Origin of the sequence: Novosphingobium pentaromativorans US6-1, assembly GCF_000767465.1 — a bacterium.
Classification (GTDB): Bacteria; Pseudomonadota; Alphaproteobacteria; order Sphingomonadales; family Sphingomonadaceae; genus Novosphingobium; species Novosphingobium pentaromativorans.
Genome location: NZ_CP009292.1, coordinates 252,514 through 268,317 on the forward strand (window position 1 = coordinate 252,514; position 15,804 = coordinate 268,317).

The 15,804-nt window shown below is 63.1% G+C and carries 13 protein-coding genes; 4 read left to right on the top strand and 9 right to left on the bottom strand.

The genetic code is table 11. The features are described 5' to 3' along the window. Positions 1-196 precede the first annotated feature (196 nt). Positions 197-319 (bottom strand): hypothetical protein, encoded by a 123-nt coding sequence (locus JI59_RS27460; RefSeq protein WP_420845489.1) that lies wholly within the window; start codon positions 317-319, stop codon positions 197-199. Positions 320-414: 95 nt separating this feature from the next. Here JI59_RS27460 and JI59_RS19900 point away from each other — a divergent pair, with 95 nt between their 5' ends. Next, complete coding sequence (locus JI59_RS19900; protein ID WP_039858117.1) at positions 415-1,311, top strand: glucosamine inositolphosphorylceramide transferase family protein; 897 nt, start codon at positions 415-417, stop codon at positions 1,309-1,311. On the opposite strand, the gene JI59_RS19905 is transcribed toward JI59_RS19900, so the two are convergent. The 3 genes from JI59_RS19905 to JI59_RS19915 are packed head-to-tail and all read right to left on the bottom strand — an operon-like array spanning position 1,220 to position 4,987. Beyond that, positions 1,220-2,374 (bottom strand): glycosyltransferase family 4 protein, encoded by a 1,155-nt coding sequence (locus tag JI59_RS19905; protein ID WP_007014589.1) that lies wholly within the window; start codon positions 2,372-2,374, stop codon positions 1,220-1,222. The genes JI59_RS19900 and JI59_RS19905 overlap by 92 nt on opposite strands. Beyond that, positions 2,371-3,732, bottom strand: coding sequence for a lipopolysaccharide biosynthesis protein (locus tag JI59_RS19910; RefSeq protein ID WP_138921503.1), 1,362 nt, complete (start codon positions 3,730-3,732; stop codon positions 2,371-2,373). Before JI59_RS19910 ends, JI59_RS19905 begins: the two co-directional genes overlap by 4 nt. Positions 3,733-3,781: 49 nt before the next feature. Next, on the bottom strand, positions 3,782-4,987 hold the full coding sequence (locus JI59_RS19915) for a hypothetical protein (RefSeq protein WP_007014587.1): 1,206 nt from the start codon (positions 4,985-4,987) through the stop codon (positions 3,782-3,784). A gap of 161 nt (positions 4,988-5,148) precedes the next feature. Here JI59_RS19915 and JI59_RS19920 point away from each other — a divergent pair, with 161 nt between their 5' ends. Further along, positions 5,149-6,168 (top strand): endonuclease/exonuclease/phosphatase family protein, encoded by a 1,020-nt coding sequence (locus tag JI59_RS19920; protein WP_238532607.1) that lies wholly within the window; start codon positions 5,149-5,151, stop codon positions 6,166-6,168. Positions 6,169-6,337: 169 nt separating this feature from the next. After that, on the top strand, positions 6,338-8,620 hold the full coding sequence (locus tag JI59_RS19925) for an NADP-dependent malic enzyme (RefSeq protein ID WP_007014585.1): 2,283 nt from the start codon (positions 6,338-6,340) through the stop codon (positions 8,618-8,620). 9 nt (positions 8,621-8,629) lie between these two features. On the opposite strand, the gene JI59_RS19930 is transcribed toward JI59_RS19925, so the two are convergent. Together JI59_RS19930 and JI59_RS19935 are read right to left on the bottom strand one after the other, a co-directional pair. Beyond that, positions 8,630-10,000 carry a surface lipoprotein assembly modifier gene (locus JI59_RS19930; protein ID WP_039858116.1) on the bottom strand — a complete coding sequence of 457 codons (1,371 nt, stop codon included), beginning with the start codon at positions 9,998-10,000 and terminating at the stop codon, positions 8,630-8,632. A gap of 1 nt (position 10,001) precedes the next feature. Then, a complete protein-coding gene (locus JI59_RS19935) occupies positions 10,002-11,141 on the bottom strand; it encodes a transferrin-binding protein-like solute binding protein (protein ID WP_007014583.1) in 1,140 nt (379 codons plus the stop codon). Positions 11,142-11,410: 269 nt separating this feature from the next. Here JI59_RS19935 and JI59_RS19940 point away from each other — a divergent pair, with 269 nt between their 5' ends. Beyond that, positions 11,411-12,211 carry a hypothetical protein gene (locus tag JI59_RS19940; protein ID WP_203226102.1) on the top strand — a complete coding sequence of 267 codons (801 nt, stop codon included), beginning with the start codon at positions 11,411-11,413 and terminating at the stop codon, positions 12,209-12,211. Between the two features lie 17 nt (positions 12,212-12,228). Here JI59_RS19940 and JI59_RS26875 read toward each other — a convergent pair whose 3' ends face one another. The 3 genes from JI59_RS26875 to JI59_RS19955 all read right to left on the bottom strand — a co-directional run bounded on the left by JI59_RS26875 (position 12,229) and on the right by JI59_RS19955 (position 15,773). Next, complete coding sequence (locus tag JI59_RS26875) at positions 12,229-12,552, bottom strand: hypothetical protein (RefSeq protein WP_138921494.1); 324 nt, start codon at positions 12,550-12,552, stop codon at positions 12,229-12,231. Positions 12,553-12,813: 261 nt separating this feature from the next. Then, positions 12,814-14,259 (bottom strand): pyridoxal phosphate-dependent decarboxylase family protein, encoded by a 1,446-nt coding sequence (locus JI59_RS19950; protein WP_138921493.1) that lies wholly within the window; start codon positions 14,257-14,259, stop codon positions 12,814-12,816. Beyond that, complete coding sequence (locus JI59_RS19955) at positions 14,256-15,773, bottom strand: pyridoxal-phosphate dependent enzyme (RefSeq protein WP_007014579.1); 1,518 nt, start codon at positions 15,771-15,773, stop codon at positions 14,256-14,258. Before JI59_RS19955 ends, JI59_RS19950 begins: the two co-directional genes overlap by 4 nt. Between the last annotated feature and the right edge of the window lie 31 nt (positions 15,774-15,804).

Sequence of the window (15,804 nt, forward strand, 5' to 3'; positions counted from 1 at the left end):
ATCCATCCAGTTCCGGTTCTCAACCTTCGGTAAGAAGGACAGTCGGGCGCGCAGTTCCATTTACATTGGACATGGCGCCCGGAAATTCAGGTGAAGTGCTCAGTATTCGTGTCCGCGGGGCTGATTATCCCCCCAAAGTAAATCCTTGCCCTTGTCTCTTGCTCGGTACTCTACGCCGAGAATGCCGGCTTGGCACTCAGCCTGCGGCGATTGTTTCTCCAGCCATTGCCCGGCTTACCACGGACGCGGCTCCTTTGACATACTCGGCCTTTTCTCCGACCGGAGCGACATAGTGCATGGCTTCTTGTGCATCATTCATGGAGGCGCCGCGGGCAATCATCCAGGTGGCCGTTCATCAAGCCGGGTATCGCCGCGGGATTGCGTGAATGCTCGCCCCTGCTAAGGCGTGGCCCTATGCCAAGGCGGAAGGATATCTGGACCTGCGGGATCGCAATGCAGCCGCTCGAAGCGGTGCTCGAGTCCGGCATTGCGGCAGACAAGGTGCACTGGCTTGGCGCCGAACCTGCCTTTACCTTTCTGGCCGATCCCTTCGGCTATCGCAGTGGCGAGCATCTTTACGTCTTTGCCGAGCAGTATGATTACCGCACGCGTCACGGGGTCATAGAACGGCTTACCTTCGACCCGGGACTGACCCTTGTCGAACGCAGACTGGTCCTGCGTGAAGCCTGGCACTTGTCCTACCCTTTCGTGTTCGACGGCGAAGGCGCAAGCTGGATGCTGCCCGAAGCGCATCGCTCTGGAAGGCTGACGCTCTACCGTGCCCACGGTGAGCTTGAGGACTGGCGCGCGGAATGCGAAATCAAGCTGGACTGCGTTCCGGTCGATGCTTCGATTTTGCGCTATCAGGATCGCTGGTGGCTTTTCTATTCCTCCGCGGCAAGCAAGTCCGACAAGCTCGGCTCGCTGCATCTCGCGTGGGCTGAAACGCTATGCGGGTCCTGGACACCGCATCCCGGAAACCCCGTCAGGCAGGACAGCGCTTCGTCACGCCCGGGCGGGACACCGGCGCAACTCGGCGGCAGGATCATGTTGCCGGTACAGGATTGCGTTCGCACGTACGGAGCCGCGATTCGGCCCTTGTGGATCGACCGGTTGGACGAAAGCGGCTTTCATGCCGAAGCAGGAGCGCCGTTGCCGGTCCCTGCCGGTGCGCCGCAACCCTGCGAAGGCATGCATACCCTGACGGCGGCCGGGGACGTTACTCTGTTCGACGTGAAGACGATCGATCGTTCGCTTGCCGGACTGGCGCTCGATCTTCGCCGTTCGCTGGGTGGATACGCGTCCAGATAGCCCGGCCCTTGGCCTCGAAGCGTTCCTTGGAAAAGCGGTCGAACATGTCTGCACGCGCGGTACGGCCCATCGCTGCTAATGTATTGGGCGCGCACAAGGCCTGGCGAAGGGCCTTGGCCAAGGCGTCGACATCGCCCGGCGGTGCCAGCCAGCCGTTGCGTTCGGGCACGATGGAGAAAGGCAATTCACCCACGCTCGATGCAATGGCTGGAAGGGCGGCCGTCAACGCTTCATGGGCGGCGATGCAGAAGCCTTCCGAACGCGAGGGTTGCAGATAGAGATGCAGGCCGGCCAGGAAACCGCGCGGGTCGCTGGTATAGCCGGCAAGCGTGAGGTTGGTGACGCCGGCTTGCGACGCCTGTTCCATGAGCGCGTCGGCCTGGTCGCCGTCTCCGGCGATGGCGACTTCGACCGGCACGGGCGGCGTGAAGCCTTGCGCCCGAAGTCTCGCTAGTGCGCCGATCAGCACATCGTACCCTTTGACCGGGTGCAGGCGGCCCAGGCTGCCCAGACGCAGCGGCTCTCCCGGCGACCATGCCCTGGCCTCGGGCATGGCGGGATCGGCGAAATAGATCGGCCAGGTCTCGAGACGCTGGGCCGGAACCTTCAGGCGCTGCGCGGTCAGATCCGCGACCGATCGCGAATCCGCCACCCATAAGTCGGCGCGTGCCTGCAGCCGGCGCATGAGTCGCCGGTTCCAGGGCTTGAGAAAGGCAGCATGCTGCCATGAGATGACAGGCAGGCCGATCATGGGGCCGACGATCAGCCCCAGTATCGTCGCGCGGCTGAGCGAAGTCCACAAGTGGGTCGCGCCCCAGTTGCGCACTTCCTTGATGAGCCACCCGGCCGCAGCAAAGTGGTCGGTCTCGCCGCCATCGCGTACGGCTGGCTCAAGGCCGGCGGCGACCATTGGCGCCAGCGCCCGGCCGTCGCGCCGGGTGAGCGCGAAGACGCGAACTTCGGCTCCGGCGTCGCGCAGGACTTGCGTCACCGCGGGAACAGGCAGGGCCGCGCCGCCGCCTTCGACCGAGTTGATGACATAGGCTATGCGTGGGCGGGTCATAGCTTCCTGCTGCTGTGCCAGACGGAGTAGACGAGCAGGCTGCTTGCCAGGAACGCCTGCCCGACGGCCTGGATGCCGGCGCCCATCAAACCGTAGTGGTGCAAAAGCCAGGGAAGAACGGGCAGAAAGACGAGGCTTGAAAACAGGTTGGCGCTCATCGACCGGGCCGGGTGTCCCAGCGCGGAGATTGCCGAGGTGCAGGGCGGCCCGATCAGGGCGATGCCACGTGCGGCGACGAGCACGACCATGAGGGTGGCCGCAGCCGCGAAGGCCGGGCCTGCCAGCAGGCCGACGATAGCGGCAGGGAAAGCCGCGACGATCACGATGACCGGAAGCGCGGCAAGCAGGCTGATCCCGATCACCTTTGCGAGCGTCTGGCGCAGGGGCTTGCCGCCACCACCACCGGCAACGATGTGAGCCAGTTCGGCATAGGCGGTGTTGCCCAGGATCTGGGCGGGCTGGGCAATGATCACCGTGGCGCGCTGGGCGACGGCGAAGAGGCCTGCCGAGGCCGGGCCCATGACCCAGCCGACGATCAGCGGCGCGATCCGGCCAGCCAGCTCGCTCAAGGTGAGATCGGCATTGCTGGCGATCAGGAAACGCCAGATTCCGGGATTCTCCCGGGCCACGTCGCCTGCCCGAGGATTCCAGAGGCTTGCGCCGAGCCGCCGCGCCGCGAACCACAGGCCCATTGCCCAGAGGACTGCAAATTCGGCAAGAGCGGCCAGAAGCCAGACGACTAGGAAGGACTTGATGCCCCAGCCAAAGGCAATGACGATCAGCGCGCCGCCGAGACGGACGAGAGGCTGGACAAGGTTGTGCAGTCCAATGAGGTCGAAGCGACCGATCAACTGCAGGTAGCCTGAAGGAGTCGAGCGCACCGAGCCCAGCACGGCGAAGGAATAGACCTGCGCGAAAGCCATGGCCTTGGGCGGCCACCCTAGGTGCGGTCCGACGAATTGCGCCAGGGCCATGGCAGACACGATCGCAAGCGCACCGCCAGCCAGTTCGATACCCGCGCCAAAACGCAGCAGGCGGCCGAGACGCTGATTGTCTCCTTCGCGATCGGCCTCGGCGCCGTAGCGCACGATGGCCTGCCAGGAGGGGAATTCGACGATGCCGCAGACCGTGGTGACATAGGCATGGACGAGCACCAGCACCCCGTACTCGGTCGGTCCGAGGAAGCGCGTTGCCAGGACGAGGTAGATGAGGCTGATCAGGCCCGCCCCGGCCTTGCCCCCCACGACGAGTCCAAGCCCCTTGAAAATACGTTGGATTCGGCCGACGTGCGGCTCGACTTCGGTAGGCAAGCAGGAATCCCGGAATTGGTCAGTTTCGCCCTGAGAGGCGGGGCCCATTTGCAACAAATGCGCGCCCATGACCAGAGACTTGATGCGCTTGCCGCGATCAGGCCGATACGAGGTGCAGATGACGCCGGGATCTTTCGCGCCCATGCGTAAAGTCGACGATGGCCATTGCGGCCCGGACCGAGGAGGGCGTGTTGGTCAGATCGAAGCTTTCGGCGAACAACTCTTCCTGAATCCGCCGGTAGTGCGTTTCGTGCAGGTCTTCGGCCCGAGACAGGGCCGCCGAAAGCTGGTCGGGGCTGACGATTACTTCGCCGGCATGCCAGTGATGGAAGTTGGGATCACCGGTCCAATCATGCTGCTGCGAATTGAGGAAGATGCAAGGGCGCGGCCGCAGTAGGAACTCGTAGACTTGGCTGCTGGCGTCGCCAAGATAGATGTCGGCCCCCAGGGTGTAGGTCATGTCGGTGGAGGCGCGGCTGCCCAGATCGATATGGATATTGTCACCCCGCAGGTATCGCTTCGGGATGTCGCCGGCCCGGTCGATGGTCAGCTTGTCGATCGTGACCACGAAGCTGCGCTGGAACAGCATCACATGGGGGGCGAAGATCAGCCCGATGTTTTCGTTGTCCACGAAGTGTTCGAAAACGCGGTGCCCATGTCTGTACCACGAAGACAAGTGGGGTGAGGGATGGGGATTGTAGATCACCGCCTTGCCGGAACCAGGCAGGAATCGCTGCGGCGTCTTTTCCCGCGCCAGGTCGAACTTGGGGTAGCCGACAATGGAGATGGCATCCGGGGCCACCTGTGCTTCGCGGATCAGGCGGTCGCGGATCTTGGGGCCGGAACACAGGACATGGTCGAAACCTGCGCTGGCCTTGTCGAAGCCTATGGCCCGGTCGCCTGCACCGTGGCGGGTATGAATGATCGCCAGGTGGTCGAGCCCGTAGCGCGTCTTTAGCAAAAGCGAGGTCTTTTCGGCGACGACAAGCACGTCCAGGCTGCGGAAGAAATCAAGGTTGTCGCGGTAGATCAGGATCTTCTGGGCAGGGACGATCTTGCCCAGCAGCGTGTCGAGGCGCCGCGTGGCGGCGCAGGGCTCAAGCTGTACATGCTCGATGCGCGAGCCGATGCGCGAGCCGATCCGCTCGCCCCCGATGCGCATGACCTCGCGGGTTAGCGCGGCATTGGTTGTGGCGACCACGATTTCACCGTCGAACCCGCCGTCGGCAAGCGCCAGCGCGATCGGTAAACTGTGAGCGATCTGATGGATCTGGTCGTGGTTGAACAGGAAACCGATGCGCATGTTGGCATGACGTTACCCTTCGCCGTTTTCCCCAGTCGGACGCGAAAATCTTTTTTCAGGGATGCGATTTTGTCCGGGCGGGTGAGCAAGAGTGCCCCGCGCGACTGCGGAGAGAGCGGGGCGGCGGCGTCCTCGTCAGGTAGCGATTGGGAACCGGATCGATGAGGATGCTTCGCCTCGCCGCCGTGGCGGCGGTGTTCAGTGCATTTGCCGTCAATGTGGCAGGCGGGGCGCCCGCAGCCGTCGTGCCCGCCACCGTCGCGGCGGTGCCGGGCGCGCCTTCTTCCGAACTTTCCGTCATGACCTACAACGTGAAGGGTCTGCCCTGGCCCATTGCCCTGGGGCGTTCCTCCGCGCTGCTGGAGATCGGTCGCCGGCTTCGACATCTGCGCACGCAGGGCAGACAGCCTCACGTCGTGCTCCTGCAGGAGGCGTTCATTCCCGAGGCCAAGGCGCTTGGCGCCATCGGCGGCTATCCATACGTGGTGAGCGGGCCACAACCGCAGGACTCTTCGGCAGCACCAACGGGCTCGCTCGACGGGGAATTTCGCGCAAAGGTTCACTGGAGCAAGGGTGAGGGCGAAGGCAAATGGGTGGACAGTGGCCTGCTGATCCTGTCCGATTATCCCGTCGTCGCTACGGCGAAGATGGCCTTTCCGCAGGACGCCTGCGCCGGTTTCGATTGCCTCGCGACGAAGGGCGCCGTGCTGGCGCAAATCAAGGTTCCCGGCGTCGATAAGCCGGTGACGGTCGTCGACACCCATCTCAACGCGCGCCATGCCTCGGGTGTATCGACGAGGCGCGCCAACGAAGCCTATGCCTGGCAAGTCGTGGCCGTTCGACAATTCGTCGAAAGGCAGGTCGCCCCCGGGTCCGACGTCATCTTCGGCGGCGACTTCAATCTTGGACATGACCGGGATCGCCTTGCCGCAGCCGCGAAAGATGGAGGGCTTCTGCCTGGCGGGCAGGAAGTTATTGCGACGATGGATGGCAGGGTAAGCGCTCCCTCGGGCAGCGACTTCGACTTCGTCGTCAGCCGTGCCAAGGACAAGGAATACTTCAGGGCGGGGCAAGGCTCGCGCTTGCAATTGACTGGAGTGGACGTTCCCTTCGGTGCCAGCGATGGGGGCTTCGGCCTGTCCGATCATCTCGGGTTCGTCGCCGATTACAGGCTGCAGTGAAGTCCTGAGCCGATCCGCAGGGCGGGGCCTTTCAGTGCCTCCTTCGCGGCACAATCTGCCTAATTGCTATTCTATCTGCGCAAGCCCTGTCGTTCGAGGTTGAAATGTGCGCGACTCTCGTCTGAGGAGGCGCATAACCATTGACTGTGAACCGGAGTTCTAACGCACCATGGACGAAAACCTGCGCAAGGCGGCTCTCGACTACCACCTTTCCCCGCAGCCGGGAAAGCTGAGGATCGAGCCGACCAAGCGCATGGTCAACCAGCGTGACCTTGCGCTGGCCTATTCACCGGGTGTGGCCGCGCCGTGTGAGGAGATCGCGAGGGATCCGGACAAGGCGGCTGACTACACCGCCCGCGGCAATCTCGTCGCGGTCATCTCGAACGGGACCGCCGTCCTGGGCCTGGGCGCGATTGGCGCGCTCGCCTCCAAGCCGGTCATGGAAGGCAAGGCGGTCCTGTTCAAGAAGTTCGCCGACATCGACGTTTTCGATATCGAAGTGGACACGACCGACGCCGACCGGTTCGTCGATGCCGTCTCCCTGCTCGAGCCGACCTTCGGCGGCATCAATCTGGAGGATATCAAGGCCCCGGAATGCTTCGCCATCGAGGCGGCATTGCGCGAGCGGATGAACATTCCGGTCTTCCACGACGATCAGCACGGCACCGCCATCGTCGTGGCTGCCGCGGTGCGCAATGCGCTGGTCCTGCAGGGCAAGAGCCTTGGCGAGGCCAAGCTGGTGACGTCGGGCGCCGGAGCTGCCGCGCTCGCCTGCGTCGACCTTCTGGTATCGATGGGCCTGCCCGCCGAGAACGTCACGCTGACCGACAAGGACGGCGTGATCCACGCAGGGCGCGAAGGCATGTTGCCAAACATGGCGCGCTACGCCCGCCAGACCGATGCGCGTACCCTGCCGGAAGTTCTGCCCGGCGCGAATGTGTTCCTCGGCCTGTCCGCGCCCGGCGTGCTCAAGCCCGAATGGCTGCCGCTCCTGGCCGACAAGCCGCTGATCTTCGCGCTGGCCAATCCCGAGCCGGAGATCCTGCCCGACATCGCGCGCGCTTCGCGTCCCGATGCCATCATCGCCACGGGCCGCTCCGACTTTCCCAACCAGGTCAATAACGTCCTGTGCTTCCCTTACATCTTCCGCGGCGCGCTGGACGTCGGGGCGACGACGATCAACGAGGAGATGAAGGTCGCCGCAGCCGAGGCAATTGCCTCGCTGGCCCGTCTCCCCGCCCATGAAAGCGTCGCGCAGGCTTATGGCGGGCGCAAGCTGGCATTCGGGCCCGAATACATCATTCCCACGCCTTTCGACCCTCGCCTGATAGCCGAGATCGCCCCGGCAGTGGCCAAGGCGGCGATGGACAGCGGCGTGGCCCGCCGTCCCCTCGACCTTGAAGTCTATCGTCGCTCGCTGGCGCAGAAGAATACCCGTTCCGCGCAGCTGATGATGCCGGTATTCGAGGCAGCACGCGGATCGCAGACGCGTATCGCCTATGGTGAAGGCGAGGACGAGCGTGTCCTGCGCGCGGTGCAGGACGTTCTGGACGACGGCATCGCCCGCCCGGTCATCGTGGCGCGCCGCCGCATTCTCGAACGACGCCTTCCCGAACTTGGCCTGCGCTTCGAGCTCGACCGCGATGTCGAGGTGATCGATCCGGAAACCGACCACGCGATCATCGAACCGCTGGTTGAGGCTTATCGCAATGTTGCAGGCCGCAAGGGCGTGCCTGCGCCCGAAATCGTGCGCCATATCTATCGTCGCCCTACCGTGACCGCCGCGATGCTCCTGCGTACCGGGCAGGTCGATGCTGCCCTTGTCGGCGGCAACTCGGAATACTGGGGGCAGATGGAATACGTGCTGCGGATCATCGACCGCGCGCCGGGCGCGCAGCGCGTCTATGCGCTTTCAGGCCTGATCCTCGATGCCGGTGCGCTGTTCATCACCGATACGCACATGGTTCCCGAGCCGACGCCCGAGCAGATCGCCGAAATGACGCTGCTGGCGAGCAGGGAGATCCGGCACTTCGGCCTGGAGCCGCGCGTTGCCCTGCTCTCGCACTCCAATTTCGGTGCCTCGCACAGCCCCAGTGCCCGCAAAATGCGGGCCGCGCTGGCCATGCTGCGCGAAAAGGCGCCCGATTTGGCAGTCGACGGCGAGATGCATGCCGACGCCGCGCTCTCGCAGCCGCTGCGTGAAAGGCTGGTGCCTGATACCCGTTTCGAAGGGCCAGCGAATCTATTGGTCATGCCCAACCTCGATGCAGCCAACATCACGCTCACCGCGCTAGGCGCTTCGTCAAGCTCGCCGACCGTCGGGCCGATGCTGATGGGTCTGTCGCGCCCGATCCACGTCATGACTCCCAGCATGACCTCGCGCTCAGTCCTCAACATGACGACCATCGCCGTGTCCGAGGCCATGAACCGCGACCGCGCAAAATGGACCTGATCAGCGCAATCAGAAGTTCGTTGTCAGGCCTATCTCGATACGACTGCGTGTGAAGCGGTAGAGCGGGACGTTGCTGTCCTGCTTCGTGAAAGTGTAGGACAGGCGCGGTGTGAAGCGTGACAGGACGATGTGCCGGTTGAGCAAGGTCACCTGGCCCGACAAGGTTCTGTCCGAACGCTTCAAGCCGATCGCCGGGACAGCCTTGTCGTAGCGGGCGAATGCCAGTGAGGGTTCAATGTATATCGAGAATCCCGCCGGCAGATCGCGATAATAACCCAGCGCGGCATAGCCGCTCCAGTTTGAATAGGCTGCGTCTCTGGCATCTTGCCGGTTGATTCCGATCTTGGCCGTGAGCGCGCTCGACGAATTAAGCGGATGAAAGGCGCTCACACCAAACGACAGGATCGGACCGCTCATTGCCGGCACGCGCTGGTGGTCCAGCCACTGGGCCGAAGCACTGGCCGATAGCACGAAGGTCGGTGAGAGGTAGTGGGTTGCATCCACGCGTGTGCCGGCGGATCGCGCGTAGGGTGAACCTGCATACCAGCGCTGGAAGCCCGTACCCAGCAAGGAGATGTCCCACTTACGGCTGACGAAGCGTGGCCCGATGTAGGTTCCCAGGGTCATGTCGTCGAAGCGTGACCCGGAATATTCGCGGCGCTGGCCGTTGAACCCCATGCGCAGGCGCGCATTACGGGCAATCCGAGGTGCCCATTCGACGCTCAAGTCCGCAGCGAGGCCAATTCCGCTGCGATGTCGGGCATCGTCGGAGAGTTCGAAAGGCAGGCCGTAGAGTGTCACTTCGCGCGCAGTCGGGCCGGCATTGATATTGGTGTCGGGCGCCAGCGACAGGTTGACGCTGTAGGACCATTCCTTGGACTGTCGGATCGCGAAGAGATAGGCGTCGATATTGGCGAGAACGTCGCGGGGCAGCTTCCCGGCGCGAGTCAGTCTGAACTGTCTGTCGGCATTGGCGTAATCCTTGTCCATGAAGAAGGCGCGCGCCAATTCGAGGCGCACGCGAACAGCGTCGGGATGATCGATCAGGATCACGCGGAACCGGTTGATCGCTTCGCGGTAATCGCGGCGGGTAAGCGCGACCATGCCTTTCAGGAACTGCATGCGGACCTTGTGGAGATCGTCCTTTGCAAATTGTTCCAGGATGCTTGCGGCCTCCTCGGTCCGACCCTCCCGAAGCAATTGTTCGACAAGGGCTTCAAGGCCGACGACCGGTGCGTCTTCTGCATCGGTCGAGGGCCGCGCGTTCATGGCGACAGGCGCAGGCTCATTGGCGGCGGCTTCGCTGCTGGCCATTCCAAAGACCAGCAAGCCTAGCCGCCACCAGTGGCCGAGGCCGGGATCATGGCTTCGGCAGGGCATGTCATTGCTTTCCGATAAGGACGCCGGTGGCTGCACCAATGCCATCGTAGAGGTTCCAGACAGCACCCAGTTCTTCCGCGCCCGGGCCGTAGAACATGCCGGCAAAATAGCCGGTTGCGCTGTCGAGCAGCGAATAGGCGCCTTCCGGAGCGGAGGTGACGGCCGTGGCCCCGGAAAAACCGTTCAGGCCGCTTGTCATGGTTCCCTGGAAACTCAAGCTGTTCCACGCTTGTGGGGAACCCGGTGTAACCGGTCCGGTCATGGGCAGGGTGCCGATGGGAATGGCAGTAATATCGGACGCCGCGCCCGATATCGTACCGTTCGCAAAATTGGCCGTGATCGTCGCATCGCCCCGGATGGAAGCGGTGTCGATGGCAGTTCCGCTGGGCACCGTGACAGAACCTTCCACGAAGCCGTTGAAGGTCGCTGTGCCGCTCGTCGGGATTGCGCTGTCCGACGTTTCGATCCCCGTTACGAACGTTGCGCCTCTTTGCGGGATGTTCGTCGCGGAACGGATGCCCCAACTGCCGTACACGGTCCAGTCGAGTTCACTGCCTGCTTCCTGCGTATTCCTGTCTTCGGTAAACATGGCGACCGAGAGCTTTCTGCCGTCTGACAGGGTCACATTCCGGACAGGGGATTCGTAATCGTCTTCGGTAAAGGCGACGTCCTTGACCCCCAAGGCATTGTTGCCCAGCGTGAACGTGGTTATCGTCTCGCTATCGGGATCGGCGGGTATCGTGATTGTGAAGTGCGCCCCGCCATCGTCGGTCGCAGGATCGGACGAGGAAACCGAGACATCGCCGATTGAAAGCGCGCGCGAGGATTGGACGAGACGGAGCTTTATCGTCTGGTCGGTGTCACTATCTGAGCCAGCGATGAGTTCGTCGAACGAAGTCGGTACGATGGGGTTCGTTCCGAGGCCGGGTTCGGAGACCGCTCCGATCTGGGCTTCCTGGTTGGGATCCTCATCGTCCGGCTGAATCGGCGGACAGGTTGTGCATTCGCCGAAGAACGCATCTTCCGGAATACGCACGCCGACACAGGCCGAAAGGCCGAGCGTCATGGCCGCAACCGAGCCGAGCAGGATGAATTTTCCCGTCCCGCCGCGTTGATGTTGCCGTTCGCTAATTAGGGTCATCTAAACCTCCTGTTTTATTGCCGAGAACTGCCCATCGGCAGTGCGGCAGGCTTGAAGGCTAGGGCGCAGGGGACCATGCGATCAGTCGCTTCTCGCGGCGCGCGGGTTGCACAAGAGGGTGCAACCCGTTGCAAAGTGCGCAAATCTGTGTTCACTCTTGAACAATGGATGCGAAAGCGCACTTCTCTGAGAGATTTCGCCTTGTTCTCAAGGCCTTGTCTCTCAGTAGGGCTGCGGTGGCCGCGGCGCTTGCGGTAGATAAGTCGCTTGTGGGTCGGTGGGCATCGGGGGCGGTGCGGCCAACCGATCACAACCTTTCGCGTATCACCGGACTTGTTGCCTCACGCCAGCCCAGCTTCACGATGGCTGACTGGGAGCGGGATATTACCTCGTTTGCGAGCTTGCTTGGCCTCGATCCCATCTCCTCGATCGCCGAAGAGGGTTTCGCAAGCGATATCGCGGTATTGCCGCCTGCCTTCTTGGAGCAGTCCCGGCGTGTCACCGGTCAGCGCGGCGCAACTTACGAAGGTTTCTGGAGGACAACCCGGCCATCGGTGATCATGAGGGACAAGTTCTTTCACGATTACGGCATGATCCGCGTGATGGCGAATGGCATGCTGCAAGTGCGAATGGGCAGCCAGGGCCTCGTATTCGAGGGCTACGTCTTTCCGGCTGAAGGCAACATCTTCTCGGTCCTTTACGATTCCGTTGGCGCAACCCCGTTGTTCCTCGTGTTTCGCGGTGTACCGCTGCCCAAGGCGGATATTCTGGACGGTTTGATGGTGATGGCCGCGCTCAACGCCGAACGCACGCCGGCGGCGGTGCCCTTGCTTCTCGAGCGCATCGGCGACCTGACCGGTGAGGATCACGAGGACGATCTGATCTGCCAGGAACTCTTCACCCGGAACGCCATCGTCGAGGAAGGGGAGATTGACGGCGCCGTGATCGACCATCTGCTGCGCGATATCGGGCCGGCCGCCGCCGAAAAGGGCGGGGATCTGTTCCTTATGGCGACATCGCAGGGCCGTTTTACGCAAGGCACGACAATGACGGGCCAACTGCGGGGCTAGGCAGGGGCAAGGGCCGCTCAGTCTTCCATGAGTTCGGTCCATTCCGTTTGCGTCAGGTCAACTTCAATCTTGCGTTGCCGTTTGACGCGCCGCAGCTTCTCATCACTGGAAGTGCTGCCGAACCGGCAGTCGCCGGTGACCATCTCGCCCCGCACATGATGGCAGGCCGGCTCGGTGAGCATCGAGAAGATGACGTGCAACTGTGCCGGGCCTGCTTCATTCTCGGTCGCAAGAACCCAGTCATGCGGCGATGTTTGCGGCATGGCCGCGCGTGCAGCCGGTGAGCCACCCGTAATCAGAACGGCCGATAATGCTAAGGCGGTAAGTAGGTCCCTGTTCATGGCCGTGCTCCATCCTCTGATCTCTACTTGAGCGGATAGACAGGCCTGGAATAGGGCGCGGGATCGAATGCGGTCAGGTGCAGCGCCATGCGCAGTGTATTGCACCTGTTGCAATGTCCTGAGGCCGGGAGCGGGGCCGCGACTTGGAAGACTGACTGCCATGCTCGCTATTCGGTTGTCTCTGTGTCCGCTTTACTTGCGTGAAGAAATTTCTAGGCTTTGCAAGTATCGATCGGATGTCGCTGACCGGGCATTCAGGTTTCAATTGTTGCAGGCGAAAGCCGCGTTGGCGTCGGCGGTATGTTCCCGGCACAGGACCTCGATGTCGCGGGCCAGGCCGGCGACCGTCTGTGCATCGGTTTCATGGCCCATGATCGAAACCCGCATGATCGTGTGATCCCGCCATTGCGCCGTTTTCAGGAAATGGCGACCGGTGGCATTGAGGCGTTCGGTCATTGCATGGGTAAGGGCGTCGCCTTGCGCATCGTCGATGCCCGTCAAGCGCAGGGCCAACTGGTTGATCGTGGGCGCGTGGCAAAGTTCGACACCTTCGATCCCGTCGATCCGTGCTGCCAGCTCAGAGGCGGCCGCGCAGTGACGTTCGACCATCTGGCCGATGCCATCGCGGCCCAGCACCTGCATCATCACCCATGCCGGGAAGCCGCGTGCCCGGCGCGAGAGTTCCGGCACGTAATCGCTGGGATGGCGACCGTCGCACTCGTCCCGCGTGAGGTAGCTGGCGTCCATGGTCATGGCCCGGCGGTGGTATTGCGCATGGCGCGTGATCGCGAAACCGCAATCATAGGGAAGCTGCAGCCACTTGTGCCCGTCGACCGACCATGAATCGGCAAGCTCGGCGCCCTTGGCCAGGAAGCGACGGCGTTCGCTGGCGCGGACCCACATGCCGAAGGCCCCGTCGACATGAAGCCAGGCTTGGTGTTCGCTGCAAAGCTGGGCAAGGGCCGCGAAATCGTCGAAGGCGCCGCTGATCATCTGGCCAGCCTGGCCGATCACGATCTTGGCCGCCGCCGCGCTGTCTTCCATCGCCTTGGCCAAGGCCTGCAGCTCGAAGGTACCGCCATCGTTGCAGGCGACGCGGCGGATCTGGTCGCTTCCGAAGCCGAGATAGCGCAGGGCCGCAAAATTGGTGACATGGGCATCGTCGCCGATGAAGACTTCCAGTGGCGGTGCCCCGGCGAGGCCGCATTCCTCGATCCTCACTCCGAGCCGATCGAGGAGGGCGAGGCGGGCCGTGGACAGGCAGGTGAAGGTTGCCATGGTCGCCCCGGTCGTGAAGCCGACCGAACATTCGGGAGGGAGGGAAAGGAGTTCCAATAGCCACTTCGATGCGACTTCTTCGGCCACGGCCGCTGACGGCGCGCATTGGTAGATCGCGGCGTTTTGCCCCCAGGCCGACGTCAGCCAGTCGGCAGCAACCCCGGCGGGATGGGAGCCGCCGATTACCCAGGACAGGAAACCCGGCGATGTGGTGGCGCTCAGCCCCGGTTTCGCAGCTTCGACCAGCTCTGCCAGAACCGCGACGGCATCGCGCGGGGTTGTGTCGAGCGGAATGTCGAACAATGTCCGCAGCTGCTTGACGCCTGCCGCAGCATGCATCTCGGCGCCTTCGCTGCGAGAGATCGTGGCGTGATGTGCAGCGAAGGACAGGACGTCCTGCAGCGAAGTGGGCTGGACGGGCGCGTTCATCGCGGCTGCATCCACTGGGGAAGCAGCGAGTAGGCATCTTCGATCCTACTGTCCCGGGACTCGAGACCGAGCTTGGCCAGCCTTCGGGCCAGCGTGCCGCTGTTATGCGCATCGAACAGTTCGGTCGCGCCGCCAACATGCGTGCCTGCTATATAGACTTGCGGGATGGTCGGTGCCCCGGTCCGTTCTGCTAGCGCGCGGCGGACGCGTCCGGCCCAGTCCGCATCGGTATATTCACCGCCATCGAGGTCGACCTTGCGATAGGGCACACCCAATGCATCGAGCAGTTTGCAGGCCGACCAGCAGAATTCGCACCATTGCAGCGCGAACATGACCACCGGTTGCATGCTGTCAACGACAATCGCATCTATATGGGCACGCGCCTCGCCATCGGCGGGTTCGGCCTTCGTTGGCACCGGGGTGGGCGAAGCGGGCAGGTCGAAACGAAAATTCGGTGAAGAGGTGGAGATCGCCAGTTCCTCTGCGTTCATCGCCTCTTCGATCCCCGCGAAGAGCGGTGTCGTCATGTAGCGCTCGCCTGTGTCCGGGATCATGGCCAGGATGCGCGACCCTTCCGGCATTGTTTCAGCCAGGCGATGGGCCGCCGCGAAAGTGGCTCCGCTGGAGATCCCGCAGAATACTCCTTCCTCACGGGCCAGTCGCCGCGACCAGTCGAGCGCTTCCTGCCCGCCGACCGGCATGACGCGATCGATGAGCCCGTCCTCAAAGGCCCGTGCGGTCACGTGGGGGATGAAATCGGGCATCCATCCTTGCATCAGGTGGGGCCGGAAGCGGGGATGGCTCGAAGTCGGGCTGCCGTCCGCAGCATAGTCCTGCCATACACCCGATGACAGGAGCGGCGCATTGTCCGGTTCGCATCCGACGATCAGCGTTCCGGGACTTTGCGCCTTGAGCGCGCGGGCGACGCCTGCCAGCGTACCGCCTGTGCCAACCCCGCTGACAAAGGCATCGAGCGGGGCGCCGGCAAAATCGGTGAGGATTTCCTGCGCGGTCGTGCGGGCATGCACTTCGGCATTGGCCTCGTTCTCGAACTGCCTGGGCAGGAACCAGCCATGCGTTTCGGCCAGTTCGCGCGCCTTGGCGAGCATTCCGGTGCCCTTCTGCGCCGCTGGGGTCAGCACGACTTTGGCGCCAAGGTAGCGCAGGATCTTGCGCCGTTCGACACTGAAGCTTTCGGCCATGACGATGACGAGCGGATAGCCCTTGCGTGCGCAGACCATGGCAAGGCCGATACCGGTATTGCCGCTGGTGGCCTCGATCACCGTCTGGCCAGGCCTCAGCGATCCGTCGCGTTCGGCCGCTTCTATCAGGCCGAGGGCAAGCCGGTCCTTGACAGAGCCCATCGGATTGAACGCCTCAAGTTTGAGGTAAATCTCGCGGCCTGGAGGTGAGAGGTGCTCCGCCAGCAGCGTGGGCGTGTTGCCAATCAGTTCGAGGATCGAATTGCGAACACCGGCGCTACCGGCAATCGACGGAAAATGGGGCTTGTTCATCGAAGAAAACTCCTCTCATCGGCGATTGTCG